The organism is Capillimicrobium parvum (genome assembly GCF_021172045.1).
In the GTDB taxonomy this organism is placed as follows: domain Bacteria; phylum Actinomycetota; class Thermoleophilia; order Solirubrobacterales; family Solirubrobacteraceae; genus Capillimicrobium; species Capillimicrobium parvum.
Window position 1 is genome coordinate 592,372 of record NZ_CP087164.1, and the last position, 14,006, is coordinate 606,377.

The following is a 14,006-nucleotide window of genomic DNA, read 5'->3' on the forward strand; positions in this document are numbered from 1 at the left end:
CGTTGGTTGGGTCATCCCCCCACCGTCGCCGGCCGGCGGGCCGCGACGAGGGCCTCTTCGACGAGCTCCGTGAGCTCGCGTAGCTCCAGGCGATCAGCGTTGCCCGACGTCTTGATCGCGTCCTCGTACATGGTCACGTCCTTGGGGCACGACACGACGAAGAAGTCGAGGTCGTCGCCCAGCCCGAGCGCCTCGCGGATGCGGTTCTCCGACGGCCGCTCGCCGCCCGGCTGGTCCGGGATCCAGATCCGCCCGCCGCCCGCCCCGCAGCAGAAGCTGTTGTCGCGGTTGCGCGGCATCTCCCGCAGCTCGCAGCCCAGCAGCTCCATGATCCGCCGCGGGTTGTCGTATTCGCCGTTCATCCGGCCGAGGTGGCAGGGATCGTGGTAGGTCACCTTGTACGACAGCCGGTCGCGCACGTCCAGGTGCCCGCCGTCGATCAGCTCGAGCAGCAGCGTCGTGTGATGCAGCACCGGCCACGACTCGTCGCCCAGCGCCGGATACTCGTTGCGCAGCGTGTTCAGCGAGTGGGGATCGCTGGTCATGATGCGCTGGAAGTCGCAGGCCTGCAGGGTGGCGAGGTTCTCCTCGGCCAGCATCTCGAACAGGCCCTCCTCGCCGACGCGCCGGACGTCGTTGCCCGAGTTGCGCTCCGCGTCATAGAGGATCCCGAAGTCCACGCCGGCGCCGTGCAGCAGCCGCGCGATCGCCTGCGTGACGCGCTGCGAGCGAGGGTCGAACGAGGCGTAGTCGCCGACGAACCACAGCACGTCGACGGGCTCCTTGCGCGCGTCCTTGACCTGGAAGTCGAGCTCCTTGGCCCACCGCCCGCGCCTGCGCCTGTTCTCGCCGAACGAGTTGCCGGACTTGTGGATGACCTGCAGCGTCGACTGCAGGTTCGTGTCCAGCTCGCCCTCCTCGACCAGGCGCCGGCGCAGCTGGTTGATGATCGGCGCCTGCTCGATGCCGACCGGGCAGATCTCCACGCAGGCGCTGCACTGCATGCACGCCCACGCGGTCTCCGGACGCACCCGGTCGTGACCGATCACCGGCCGGTCCGCCAGGCCGTCGCCCGTGGGCGCCCGCAGCAGCGACCCCAGCACGCCGCCGACGCCGCGGGCGCTCGCGGCGGCGTTGGCCTCCTCGCGCAGCTCGAGGACCACGTCGCGCGGCGACAGCGGCCGGCCCATCGCGTTCGCCGGGCACGCCTCGTGGCACTTGCCGCACTTCGTGCACGCGTCGAGCTGCAGCAGATGCAGCGCGCTGAAGTCGGCGAGCGTGCCGTAGCCCGCGGGCTGGTCGGCGCGTTCCGGCGGGATCACCCGCAACCGCCGCTTGGCGTCCGGATCGCGGAGGATCAGGCTCGCGTAGCTGCTGAGCATGTGCGCGGCCTTCGTGTACGGGATCGCGGCCACGAACGCGATCGCCAGCAGGCCGTGGAACCACCAGACGCCGTGGCGGATGTCGCCCAGGGTGCCGTCGCTCAGCCCGGTGAACGCCTGGGCGACCACCCAGCCGCCGAACTGGTAGGCCTCGTAGCCCGGCTGGTCCATCGCGAGGCGCACGCCCTCGAGCAGGTAGCCGGTGAGCGCGATGATCAGCAGCAGGATCACGAACACCCAGTCGCCGATGCGGTAGGCGCGGCGGTCGTACTGCGGGTCCCCCGGCGCCCGGTCGGGCCGCGTGTAGTCCAGCTTGCGCGGCCTGATGAACGCACGGCGCACCATCATCATGAGCACGCCGATGATCAGCGCGGTGCCGAGCGCGTTGAGTGCGGCCTTGTAGCCGAGGTAGAAGTTCCCCGTCCAGAAGTGCACGCCGAACAGGGGGTGCACGACGTCGTGGTCGAGCGCGACGATCACCGTGCCGATCGCCAGCACGACCCAGCCGTAGAAGATCCCGCGGTGCGCCCATCCGACGTACGGGTCGCGCCGGCGGATCGACGCGTGCTCGTAGAGCGTCGCCGTCGCGCGCCACACCCGGCCCGGCAGCTCCCGCAGCGGCGGCAGGCCGTCGCGGTTGCCGTGCCGGTACTTCGCCACGGGACGCGCGACGCCGTAGAGGAACACCAGGACCGAGACGCCGGCGAGGGCGTACCAGAGGATGGTCAGCCCCAGGGGGGTGTCCCACAGGACCTCCCGGGACTTCTCGGCCGCCATCGGAAGCACGGCTAGAAGTGCTGCTCGAGCTCGTCGGCGACCTCGAACAGGTCGGTGACCGCGCCATAGTGCGCGACCGTGAAGATCGGCGCCTCGGGGTCGGTGTTGACCGCGATGATCGTGTCGGCCTTCTGCATGCCCGCGAGGTGCTGCACCGCGCCCGAGATCCCGAGGGCGAGATACACCTTCGGCTTGACGGTCTTGCCGGACTGGCCGACCTGCCGCGCGTTGGACATCCAGCCGGCGTCGACGATCGGGCGCGACACCGACAGCGTGGCGCCCATCTTGTCGGCCAGCTCCTCGAACTGCGGGATGTTGTCCTTGTCCTCGATGCCGCGGCCGATCGACAGCAGGAAGTCCGCCTTCGTGATGTCGACGTCGCCCGCGCCCACCTCGACGAAGTCGACGTGTTCCGTGCGGACCGCGTCGCCCAGATCGACATCCAGGGCTCGGACGCTCGCGCCTCCGCCCCCGGACGCCGGCTCGAAGGCCCCCGCCCGCACCAGCAGCAGCACCCGCTCGCGGCCGGGGAAGTCAAGCTCGGCCTGCAGCTTGTCGCCGTATGCGCCGCGGCTGGCGATCGGCCCGCCGTCCCACGCGATACGGGTCACGTCGCTGGCGAAGCCCAGCCCCCGCGCCGCCGCCACCGCCGGGCCGAACCCGAGGGCGTCGATGGTGTGCCCGCACACGATCAGCGTCGGGTCGAGCTCGTCGATGAGCGCCTCGACCGCGCGCTGCGCGACGTGCGCCTCGAAGTGCTCGACCGGGGACGTCACGGTGACGACCTCGTCGACGCCGTTCGCGCCGAGCGCCTGCGCGTGCGCCTCGGGACTGCCGTCGATGACCGCGACGGTCAGGCGGCCGCCGGCCGGGTCGTTGACGTCCATGGCGGCGGTGACGAGCTCCAGCGAGACGTCGCGCAGCTCGCCGCGGCGCGTCTCGGCGATGACCAGCACTCCGCTCATCCGCTCATCCGCTCCTTGACGATCTCCGCGATGCGCCCGGCGACATCGGCGGCCGAGCCGTCGATCATCTCCGCGCCCTCGCCCTTCTCGTGGTGACGCAATGCCCGCGTGCGCGCGCCGGCCGCCTGGGCGACCGCTGCCCCGTCGAGGGCCAGCGCGGCGAGCTCGACGACCTCCAGGGGCTTGTCCCGCGCCTGTTTGATCGCCCGCAGCGTCGCGTAGCGCGGCTCGTTGATGCCGGTCTGGATCGTCAGGAGCGCCGGGCACCGGACCCGCAGGACCTCGACCAGCCCGCCCTCGAGTTCGCGCTCGACCGTGGCCGTGCTCGACGCCGCGTCGTAGTCGAGCTTGTTGACGACGGCCACGCGCGGCAGGCCGAGATGCGCCGCCAGCGCGACGCCCGTCGCCCCGGCCACCGCGTCCGAGGACTGCACGCCGCAGAGCACCAGGTCCGGGCTCTCGCGCTCGACCGCCGCGGCCAGCACCCGGGCGACCGCGAGGGCGTCGGCGCCCTCCAGGCCGTCGTCCCAGATGCGCACCGCCCGGTCGGCTCCCTTGGCCAGGCAGGCGAGGAGGCCCTCGTCGGCCTCCTCGTCGCCCACGGACACGACGACGACCTCGGTGCCGTCCCCGGCCTCGGCGAGCTGCAGCGCCGCCTCGACCGAGAACGTGTCCCACTCGTTGAGCTCCCACTCGACCGAGTCGGGGTCCACGCCGGTCCCGTCGTCGTCGAGCTCGAACTCGTCGTCCAGGTTCGCGACCTGCTTGACCGGCACGACCACCTTCACGCGGGCACCTCCTCGCCCAGCGCCTCGAGCGGCAGCGTGTCGGGCGCCGCCCGCAGCTCGCCGTCGTAGTCGTCGTTGGACGCCGTGCCCCAGAGGCGCCGCTCGCGGATGAACGGCAGCGGCATCGCCGGGTCGGGGCTGTCGATCTCGCGGGCGAGCCGGTGGCCGTCGAACACCGAGTCGACGATCATCCGCGGCGCCGCGGCGTCGCCGATGATGAAGACGTCCTCGATGCCCTCCGAGCGCAGCCGGTCGCGGTCGGCGCGCAGCTCGTGGTAGAGCGCGTCGTTGCCCAGGCGCTGCGTGCAGAGCACCACCGTGTCGACCTCGAGGACGTCCTTGTGGCCGGGGTCCCACACGTTGTACGCGTGGCACGCGCCCGGCTCGATCTTCTCGAGCATCGTGTACGTGTGGATGTCGACCCCCAGGCGGTGCAGGTCGCGGTGCAGCATCGGCGCCTCGAGCGTGTACTCCATGTAGCTCGCGACGTCGCCGGACTGGGTGACGAGGTGCACGTCCTTGCCCTCGCCCGCCAGCTTCTGGGCGATGCTGGCGCCCATGTGGTAGCCCTCGTTCTCGAGGACGAGCACGCGCTGCCCGATCTGCTTGCCGCCGCGCACGACCTCGTCGGGCGTCAGCTGCCAGTCGAGCGTGCCGTCGGCGCCCTCGATCCGGTCGTGCGTGGCGGGGTTGAGACCATCGGTCGCGAAGCGACAGCCGGTGGCGATGATCACGATCTCGGCGCCGTACTCGAGGATGTCGGACGCGCTGAGGCGCGAGCCCGTGTGCACCTCGACGTTCTTGAGCTTCTCGAGCTGGATCTGTCGGTAGTTGCGCACGCGCGCCCACTCGCCCAGGCCGCGCGCGCTGCCGCGGAACAGGTTCTCCTTGCCGTCGGAGTGCCCGAGCTGCGAGATCCAGTTGATGCAGCCGCCGATCTCCTTGTCGGCCTCGACCAGGTGCACGGCCGACATGCCGCGCTTGCCGAGCACCATCGCGCACTCCATGCCGGCCGGGCCGGCCCCGACCACGAGGACGCCCTTGTCGGCGTTCCTGGCCGTCGAGAACTTCTCGGGATGCCACCCGCGCCGGTACTCCTCACCGGCGGTCGCGTTCTGCGTGCACACCATCGGCGGCCCGCCGATCTCCCAGCGCGAGATGCACTGGTTGCAGCCGATGCACTCGCGGATGTCGTCGAGCCGGCCCTCCTCGATCTTCTTGGGCAGGAACGGGTCCGAGATCGACGGCCGCGCCCCGCCGATGATGTCGAACTGGCCCGAGTTGATGATCGCGACCATCGTGTCGGGGTTGGTGATGCGCCCGACGCCGACGACCGGCTTGTCGGTGTGGTTGCCGGCCTTGATCTGGCCGGTGTAGGGCTTCTCGTGGTTCTCCTCGAAGAACCGCGACGGCCCCGCGTTCTGTCCCCACTCGGCGATGTCGCCGACGGTCAGGTCCCACAGGTCGACCAGGTGATCGACGTACTCGACGAACCGCACGCCGTCCTCGCCGACCTCGATCGAGGCTGGGCCGAAGAGGTGGTCGACCGCGAAACGCGACGCGATGGCGCAGTCGTCGCCGACGGCCTCGCGCACCTGCTCCAGCGCCTCGCGCCAGAACCGCGCGCGGTTCTCGAAGCTGCCGCCGTACTCGTCGGTGCGCTTGTTGTAGTAGGGCGACAGGAACTGGAACGGGAGGTACGCGTGCGCGCCGTAGACGTAGATGATGTCGAAGCCCGCGTCACGCGCCCGGACGGCCGCGTCGACGTACATCTTGTGGACGGTGCGGATGTCGTCGCGGTCCATGTACCGCGGGTGGATGTTGATCTCGAAGTCCGAGGGGATCTGCGACGGCCCGCGCGGCGTCGCGCGGGACTCCATGCACGGCGCATGCGGGCCGCCGTACCACAGTTCGATGCCCGTCAGCGCGCCGTAGTGGTGCACCCGGTCGCACATCGCGGCGAGGTTGCGCACGTCGCCGTCGTCCCAGATGCGCGCCGACACGCGGCTCGTGTCGTCGGACTCGGGGTGGATCGAGCAGTACTCGGTGCAGACGGCGCCCCAGCCGCCCTCGCACTTGATCGCCCGGTGATAGGCCTGGAAGCCCGGCTTCTCCGACCCTGCGCCGATGCAGTGAGGCACCTGGTAGAAGCGGTTCTTGAGCGTCTTCGGGCCGATCTGGATCGGCTCGAAGAGGACGTCGTACTTCGGGTCGCGCGCCATCCGCAGGCTCCTCTCATCCCCTGTACAAATAGGTGCAGGCCGCGTTCTATCGGTTTTCCCGAACCGTGTCTACGGAAGTCTTGCCGCACCGTCTGCGGTCGGGCGGCGGCGAGCTCGGGATCCACCGCCGCCGGACGCCCCATGTCAGTGCGCCGGCGGCTCCCAGCCTTCGAGCACCGGCCGCTGGTAGTCGGTGCCGACCATCTCCGAGCCCTTCACCCACGGCCCCAGCTCCGGCTGCGGGAACTTGCAGTGCTTGGCTTTCAGCTGGATGCCATAGGAGTTGCCCTCCTGCAGGTGCTTGATCAGCACCTTGCGGGCGATCTCGTTCTCGCGTCCCCCGGGGATCGGGAAGTAGATCCGCAGGAACGAGTTCGAGTAGCGGTCGAACACCGCCGGCGTCCCCTCCTCCTGGAGCAGCTCGATGTCCTCGAGCCAGTTGAGGTCCTCGCCGGGCGTGGCGGCCACGAGGTCGACGTCCTCGACCAGCGCGATGTCCTCCTGGTAGGGGAACCGGTGGCCGGACAGCGACTCGGCGTCGATGGACCGGATCTTCTCGGGTTCGTGCATCGGGTTCCTCCTCAGTCCCCGCTCACGAGCGGCTCGGAGACCGGCAGCTCGTCGACGGGGTTCTCCAGGTGGCGCTCGAGCAGGCGCTTGATCTCGTTGAGCGTGTTCTCCTCGGTCACGCCGGGCGTGTAGTTCGTGCCCGCCAGCGGCACGCGCGCCATCGCCGACGCCTCGACGGTCAGCGCGGCGAGGTCCTCGGGCTCGAGGCTGTGCACGTTGGTCTTCCCGCACGCGCGCGCGAGGAGCTGGACCTCGAGCGTCAGGGTGTGCAGGAAGTTGTAGACGCGCTCGGCCGCCTCGTCGACCACGAGCCGGGCCCGCAGCTCCGGGTCCTGCGTCGTGATGCCGACGGGGCAGCGGCCGGTGTGGCAGTGGTAGCACTTGCCCGCCGGCACGCCCATCGTGCCCTCGTAGTCGGTGACGCCCGGGATCTCCTTGTTGCAGTTGAGCGCCATGAGCGCCGAGTGGCCGATCGCGACCGCCTTCGCGCCGAGCGCCAGGCACTTCGCGACGTCGCCGCCGTTGCGGATGCCGCCGGCGACGACGAGGTCGATCTCGTCGGCCAGGCCGACGTCCTCGAGCGCGCGCCGCGCCTCCGGGATCGCCGACATGAGCGGCACGCCGGTCTCCTCGGCGGCGAGGTGCGGGCCGGCGCCGGTGCCGCCCTCCGCGCCGTCGAGGTAGATGACGTCGGGGCCGCACTTGGCGGCCATGCGCACGTCGTCGTAGACGCGCGCGGCGCCCAGCTTGAGCTGGATCGGCACCTGGTAGTCGGTGGCCTCGCGGATCTCCTGGATCTTCAGCGAGAGGTCGTCCGGGCCCAGCCAGTCGGGATGGCGCGCCGGCGAGCGCTGGTCGATGCCGACCGGCAGCGACCGCATCTCGGCCACCTGCTCGGTGACCTTCTGGCCCATGAGGTGGCCGCCGAGGCCGACCTTGCAGCCCTGGCCGATGAAGAACTCGATCGCGTCGGCCAGCATCATGTGGTGCGGGTTGAACCCGTACCGGCTCTGGATGACCTGGTAGTACCACTTCGTCGACAGGTCGCGCTCCGGCGGGATCATCCCGCCCTCGCCCGAGCAGGTCGCGGTGCCGGCCATGGACGCGCCCTTGGCCAGCGCCATCTTGGCCTCCAGCGACAGCGCGCCGAAGCTCATCCCCGTGATGTAGACGGGGATGTCGAGCTCGATCGGCTTCTTGGCGAAGCGGGCGCCGATGACGGTCTTCGTCTCGCACTTCTCGCGGTAGCCCTCGATGACGAAGCGCGTCAGCGTCCCCGGCAGGAAGATGAGCTCGTCCCAGTGCGGGATCTTCTTGAACATCGAGAAGCCGCGCATCCGGTAGCGGCCGAGCTCGGCCTTCATGTGGATGTCGTTGATGACGTTCGGCGTGAAGATCGGGCTCTCGCCCAGGATCGTCTTCGGGGAGGGGGAGGTCTCGTCGGCCATGTGCTCCTCCTCGCTAGAGCACGAGCTTGCGCTCGGACGGTTCGAGGGTGTCGTAGTTGTAGAGCTGCTTGCCGCAGACGAACTTCTGCAGCTCCGGCGGGTCGCCGAGGCCGTAGATGCGGAACTTGCGTTCGATGAGCTCGGTGTCTGCGTCGGTCCACTCGCCGGGCACGCAGTCGACGCCGAGCGACTTGACGCGCCCGCCGACGTAGATCGTCCCGTCGTACATCGAGTCGCCCAGGCCCGGGCCGACGTCGCCGAGGATGATCTGGCGCCCGCGCTGCATCATGAACCCGGTCATCGAGCCCGCGTCGCCGCAGACGATGATCGTGCCGCCCTTCTGGTCGATGCCGGTGCGCGCGCCGACGCGGCCGCGGCAGACGACGTCGCCGCCGCGCAGCGCGGCCGCGGTCAGCGAGCCGGCGTTGCCGTCGATGACGACGACGCCGGACATCATGTTCTGGCACGACGACCAGCCGACGCGGCCCTTGATGTGGACCTCGGGGCCGTCGAGCATCGTGGCGCCAAAGTAGCCGAGGCTGCCGTCGATCGTGATGCGGCAGCGGGTCAGGATGCCGGTGGCGATCGAGTGGCGCGAGCGCGGGTTGAGGATCGTGACGTCCTCGAGGCCCTGGTCGTAGAGCAGCCAGCGCAGCTCGGCGTTGATCTGCCGCGTCGTCAGCTCCGTCGCGTCGAACGTCGCGCGGCCGTCCTCGATCTCCGAGACGCGGGGGACCGTGACGTCGGGCTCGACGAGGCCGCGCGCGTCGTACGTGATGCGCGTCACCGACTCCACACCATCACCTCCCCCTCGAACGGGTCGTACGTGTCGATCTCGTGGTCGACGATCTCGCGGATCGCGATCTCCTCGGAGGCCAGCGCGACGAGGTCGTCGGACTCGTAGAGCACGAGCGGCTTGGCCGCGAGCTCGTCCTTGGCCATGCCGAGCGCGTCCTCGGTGACGCAGATGTACGTGAACACGCCGTCGAGCTCCTCGAGGCTGTCGCGCATCGCGTCCTCCAGCGAGCGGCCCTCCGCCATCTTCTCCGCCAGGTAGACGGCGATGACCTCCGAGTCGCACTCGGACTGGAAGCGATGGCCGCTGCGCTCGAGGCGCCGGCGCCACTCGAAGTAGTTCGTCAGCTGGCCGTTGTGGACCACCGCGACGTCGGAGAACGGGTACGCCCAGTACGGGTGCGCGCCGGAGATGTCGACGTCGGACTCGGTCGCCATCCGCACGTGCCCGATGGCGTGGCTGCCCTCGAACGAGCCGAGGTGGTAGTCCGAGGAGACGGTCTCCGCGTCGCCGAGGTCCTTGATGATCTCCAGCGACCGGCCGAGCGACAGCACCTCGGCGTCGCGGCTGACGTCCTCGACGCGGTCGGCGAGCGGCTTGAGGTCGCCGTCGTAGTCGAACGTCAGCGTCAGCGCGTACGGGTGATGCCCGTTCGTCGTCTCGTGCAGCCGGGCCCCCATCGCCTGCACCCGGCGCTCCACCTCGCGGCGGTCGCGCGTCAGGCGCTGCGCGAAGTCGAAGTCGCGCGGCGTGTTGGCGTCGGCCAGCTTGACGCGCATGATCCACGCCTCGTGCTGCGGCGGCCCGTAGAGCGCGAAGCCGGTGGAGTCCGGCCCGCGGTGCTTCATGGACTGCAGCATCCGGGTCATGTCGCGCCCGATCGGCCGCATCCCGTCGCGATAGATGATCCCCGCGATCCCGCACATCAGCGCCGCGCTCCTTCCGGCGAGGTCGGGGCGTGCGTCACGGCAGCACCTCCAGGTACTCGTCGCGCTCCCAGTCGGTGACCGCGGCGAGGTAGCGCTCCCATTCGTCGCGCTTGTAGTGGTTGAAGACCTTGTAGAGCCGGCCCGGCATCGCGCTGCGCACGACCTCGTCGGCGGCCAGCGCCTCCAGCGCCGCGCCGAGGCTGTCGGGCACCTTCTCGATGTCCGCGCCCCCGGCGAGCAGCTCGTACGTGTTGCCCTCCTGCGGCGGCCCCGGATCCACCTCGCGGCGGATGCCGTCGAGGCCGGCGCGCAGCAGCGACGCCACCGTCAGGTACGGGTTGCACGACGAGTCGACGCCGCGGTACTCGAAGCGCCCGCCGGACGCCACGCGCACCGTCGTGGTGCGGTTCTGCCAGCCCCAGTTCTTGTAGATCGGGGCCCAGAAGCCGGTGTCCCACATCCGGCAGTACGAGTTCACGGTCGGGTTGCCGACGCACATCAGCGCCGGGAAGTGGTCGAGCATGCCGCCGAGGAAGTGCCGGGCGATCTGCGAGAGCTGCGCCGGGCCGGACGGGTCGTGGAAGACGTTGTTGCCGTCGCGGTCCATCAGCGTGAAGTGATGGTGGTGGCCGTTGGCCGCCACGCCCGTGAACGGCTTGGGCATGAAGGTCGGCAGCAGATCGTGCTTGCGGCCCACCGCGGCGCAGACCTGGCGGTACGTCGTGATGTTGTCGGCGGTGCGGCACGGCCGGTCGAAGCGGAAGTTCAGCTCGAGCTGGCCGGGAGCGTCCTCGTGGTCGCCGTAGCTCATGTCGAGGCCGAGCTTCTGGCCGTACTCGACGACGTCGAGCAGCACCGGACGGAGCTCCTCGAACTGGTGGATGTGGTAGCAGTAGGGCTTGGTGACGCCCTCGGGGACCTGGCCGGCCTCCGGCTTCCTGAGCCACATCATCTCGGGCTCGATCCCGATGAGGAACTCGCAGTCGAGCTCCTGCTCGAAGTCGTGGGCGATGCGCTTGAGGTTCTGGCGCGGGTCGGCGTCGAGCAGCTCGCCGGTCTCCGTGTCGTAGCAGTCGCAGTACACGCGGGCGACGCGCTCGTCCCACGGCAGGACGGCGAACGTGTCGAGGTCGGCGACCGCGGCCAGCTCGGACTCGTGCGGGTCGAAGCCGATGTAGTTGCCGTAGCGGTCGGTGAAGAGGTTGGCCGTGGCGCCGTAGACGAGCTGGTAGCCCTTCTCGGCGACCTGCGGGAAGAAGGACGAGACGACGCCCTTGCCCATGACGCGGCCCGTGATCGAGACCTGCTGGAAGAAGACGTAGCGGATGCCGCGCTCCTCGATCAGTCGCGTGAGCGCCTCGATCCTCTCGCGGCGGCCGGGCGCGTTGCGGGCCTCCTCGAGCGTCGGGGGGGCCGGGGCGACGCGGTCGCTGGCGAGCACGCTCGCGACGGTGCCGCCGAACTCGGGCATCGGGTCGAGCGTGTACGGCTCCGCCTCAGTGGCCATCTGTCCCCTCACTCTCCTCGGTCGCTGGAGCGCTCTGCGGCGCGACTATAGCGCACGCGTTGAGCAAATTGGTACACGTTCCGCGCCCCCTACAATCGATGCGTGATCGGTGTCCGTCACGGACAGGCGCAGCAGCCGGCGTCGAGCCGCGACGGAGTGCGCCCCGTCCTTCTGGCGACCATGTCGGTCCGCATCGATCCGGCGGCCGAGCGGATGGCGACGGAGACCGCACTGGAGACCGGCGCGCACGTCGTGATCGTCAACCTCGTGCGGTTGCCGCTGTACGGCACCTCGCTCGTGCTGCACGGCCCCGACGGTGCGGTGCTGCCGCACGAGGACGAACGCGACGAGGTCCGGGCGGCGGCGCAGCGCCTCGCCGACCGCGGGGTCGACGTCGAGCTGCTGCGCGTGTTCAGCACCCGGCCGGTGCGCGCGCTGTCCGAGCTCGTCCACGAGCGCGACATCGGTCTCGTGGTCATCGGGCCCGACGCCTCGCGGGTGCGCCGGGGCCTCGTCCGGCGCCTGGTCCGTGCGGTCCAGGGGGCCGACTGTCTAGTGTGGATCGCGCCGGACGGATTCTGCACCTGAGGAGAGGGTTCAGTGGGACGACGGGGTCGAGGGCGAGGACCTGCAGCACACGCGGAGGGTGGGCGCCGTCGCCGCCGGCGCGAGTACGAGGCGCCGGGCACCATCCTGAAGGGCCCGCCGATCGCGGTGACGTGCGAGTGCGGCGCCAAGCGCGACCTCGCCTACGGGGAGTCGTGGACCTGCGACCAGTGCGGCCGCACCTGGAACACGAAGCAGATCCCGGCCGAGCAGTACCAGGAGATCCGCAAGCTCCAGCTGCGCTACCGCGCGGTCCCGGTCGCGCTCGCCTCGGTCATCGCCGCCATCGCGATCTTCTTCACGCTGACCGGCAACATCTTCAGCGTGTTCTTCCTGATGCCGGTGGGCCTCATCGGCTGGTTCACCCTCGTGCGGCCCGTGCACCGCAAGCGCTACCGCCAGGCGATCTCGGACCTGCCGCGCTGGGACCTGCGGCCGGAGTGATCGCTCACCCCGGCCGCGCGGCCCAGCTCGCCTGGTGAAACCCAGGCCCGTCTAGACGGGCGCCGTCGGCGCCGTCGCCAGCTCGCGGTGCGCGCGCTCCTCCTCGGGCGTCTGAGGAATCTGCTCGCGCCACTTCATCGGCAGCTTGTCCTGCACGACGTGCCGGAACACGTAGAGCAGCAGCGCGGCGACGAGGACCAGGAGGCCGATGCGCGTCTTGTCCCAGCCGTAGCCATACCCCGTGATCCCCAGGAACCCGCCGGACCAGATGAACCCGCCGCCCACGAGGAACAGGAGGTTCGCGGCGAACAGGAAAGCGCCGAGCGGCACCCAGTAGTTGGGCAGCCGCACCGGTCGTGGCCAGTTCGGCCGGTCCTTGCGCAACAGCAGGAACCCACCGAGCGCGGTACAGGTAGCGAACACGTAGCCGACGTTGCTGACCGCCAGGATCTCCAGCACGCTTCCGAAGAACGTGATGAGGAAGATGTTCAGCAGGGCGTCCAGCGTCATCGCCACGCCCGGCACGTGGAATCGGTTGAGCGTGCCGAACTGTTTGATCGTCATCCCGTCCTTGGCTATGCCATACAAGGCTCTCGAGCCGTCCATGGTCGCTGTGTTCATGGACAGCACCAGCCCCGCGACAAGGCAGAAGATCATCACGTTGCCCAGCGCGTTGCCGACGAGGATGTCGAACGCCTGCGTGTAGAAGGCGATGAACGTCGAGTCGTTGGCGACCGCCTCCGTGCCGAGCGTGCCGCCCAGCCCGAGCGGCACGAGCGCATACACCGCGACGCAGAACAGCGCAGAGACGCGCAGCGCCTTCGCGGTGTCGCGCTCGGTGTCGTGGAACTCGGGCGCGAACGTCGCGACCACCTCGATGCCGTACGCCGACCAGCACATGAAGTACAGCCAGGTGATGGCGAGCGGGAAGCCGCCGTTGGCCCCGATGTTCCACTGGAGGTTGCTGCCGTGGAAGTCGCCGGTGATGTACGGCAGGAACATGAGCACGGCGGTCGGGATCAGCAGCAGACCGCCGGTGACGTAGCCGAACCACACCGCCGGCCGGACCCCGAACACGTTGAACAGCCAGACGATCGCGATGAGGGCGACGCCGAGGATGATGGCCAGGTCGAGGTCGAACCCGGCGCCGCTGGTCGACCACGTCGTGGAGGAGAACCACTCCGCCTGGATCAGCGTGCCGGCCACGAGGCCGTTGATCGAGAGGACGACCGACCAGCCGATCCAGTAGCCGAACGTGGCCAGCGGACCGATGACCGTCAGGTACTTCCGCCACGCCTCATGGGCGTAGAGGGCGATGCCGCCCGACTTGTTCGGGAACATGCACGCCAGTTCGGCGTGGATGTTGTTCTGCATCGCGCCGAGCGTGATCGAGATCGTCCACAGGGCGAAGGCGCCGGCCGTGCCGAGAGCGCCGATCGAGCTGCCGAGCGCGGCGATGAGAAAGCCCGGGTTGGCCAAGGCCACCACGAACCCGTCCCACCATGACATCGCTTTGAGGAGCTGTCGCTCCTCAACCTGGGCTGACGCCAAAGTCCTCTCCCTCCTCGCACT

The 14,006-nt window shown here is 69.8% G+C and carries 12 protein-coding genes; 2 read left to right on the forward strand and 10 right to left on the reverse strand.

What is annotated here, in order from left to right; all coding sequences use genetic code 11:
• Positions 1-11: 11 nt before the first annotated feature.
• From DSM104329_RS02905 to DSM104329_RS02945, 9 genes are all read right to left on the reverse strand, one after another.
• Positions 12-2,159 (reverse strand): heterodisulfide reductase-related iron-sulfur binding cluster, encoded by a 2,148-nt coding sequence (locus tag DSM104329_RS02905; RefSeq protein WP_259313897.1) that lies wholly within the window; start codon positions 2,157-2,159, stop codon positions 12-14.
• An 11-nt stretch (positions 2,160-2,170) separates the two neighbouring features.
• Positions 2,171-3,124, reverse strand: a complete 954-nt coding sequence (locus DSM104329_RS02910; RefSeq protein WP_259313898.1) for an electron transfer flavoprotein subunit alpha/FixB family protein — start codon at positions 3,122-3,124, stop codon at positions 2,171-2,173.
• Complete coding sequence (locus tag DSM104329_RS02915) at positions 3,121-3,912, reverse strand: electron transfer flavoprotein subunit beta/FixA family protein (RefSeq protein WP_259313899.1); 792 nt, start codon at positions 3,910-3,912, stop codon at positions 3,121-3,123. Before DSM104329_RS02915 ends, DSM104329_RS02910 begins: the two co-directional genes overlap by 4 nt.
• Positions 3,909-6,134, reverse strand: a complete 2,226-nt coding sequence (locus DSM104329_RS02920; protein ID WP_259313900.1) for an oxidoreductase — start codon at positions 6,132-6,134, stop codon at positions 3,909-3,911. Before DSM104329_RS02920 ends, DSM104329_RS02915 begins: the two co-directional genes overlap by 4 nt.
• 144 nt (positions 6,135-6,278) lie before the next feature.
• Positions 6,279-6,704, reverse strand: a complete 426-nt coding sequence (locus DSM104329_RS02925) for a hypothetical protein (protein WP_259313901.1) — start codon at positions 6,702-6,704, stop codon at positions 6,279-6,281.
• A gap of 11 nt (positions 6,705-6,715) precedes the next feature.
• Positions 6,716-8,152 (reverse strand): FMN-binding glutamate synthase family protein, encoded by a 1,437-nt coding sequence (locus tag DSM104329_RS02930; protein ID WP_259313902.1) that lies wholly within the window; start codon positions 8,150-8,152, stop codon positions 6,716-6,718.
• 13 nt (positions 8,153-8,165) lie between these two features.
• The gene (locus DSM104329_RS02935; RefSeq protein ID WP_259313903.1) at positions 8,166-8,948 is read right to left on the reverse strand and encodes a GltB/FmdC/FwdC-like GXGXG domain-containing protein; all 783 of its coding nucleotides are present in this window, start codon (positions 8,946-8,948) and stop codon (positions 8,166-8,168) included.
• Positions 8,936-9,874, reverse strand: coding sequence for a class II glutamine amidotransferase domain-containing protein (locus tag DSM104329_RS02940; protein WP_259313904.1), 939 nt, complete (start codon positions 9,872-9,874; stop codon positions 8,936-8,938). Before DSM104329_RS02940 ends, DSM104329_RS02935 begins: the two co-directional genes overlap by 13 nt.
• A 37-nt stretch (positions 9,875-9,911) precedes the next feature.
• Positions 9,912-11,384, reverse strand: coding sequence for a glutamine synthetase family protein (locus DSM104329_RS02945; protein ID WP_259313905.1), 1,473 nt, complete (start codon positions 11,382-11,384; stop codon positions 9,912-9,914).
• Between the two features lie 102 nt (positions 11,385-11,486).
• Here DSM104329_RS02945 and DSM104329_RS02950 point away from each other — a divergent pair, with 102 nt between their 5' ends.
• Both DSM104329_RS02950 and DSM104329_RS02955 read left to right on the forward strand, forming a co-directional pair.
• The gene (locus DSM104329_RS02950) at positions 11,487-11,972 is read left to right on the forward strand and encodes a universal stress protein (protein ID WP_259313906.1); all 486 of its coding nucleotides are present in this window, start codon (positions 11,487-11,489) and stop codon (positions 11,970-11,972) included.
• Positions 11,973-11,984: 12 nt separating this feature from the next.
• On the forward strand, positions 11,985-12,434 hold the full coding sequence (locus DSM104329_RS02955; protein WP_259313907.1) for a hypothetical protein: 450 nt from the start codon (positions 11,985-11,987) through the stop codon (positions 12,432-12,434).
• Between the two features lie 51 nt (positions 12,435-12,485).
• On the opposite strand, the gene DSM104329_RS02960 is transcribed toward DSM104329_RS02955, so the two are convergent.
• Positions 12,486-13,943, reverse strand: a complete 1,458-nt coding sequence (locus DSM104329_RS02960) for an APC family permease (protein ID WP_259313908.1) — start codon at positions 13,941-13,943, stop codon at positions 12,486-12,488.
• Positions 13,944-14,006: the final 63 nt, after the last annotated feature.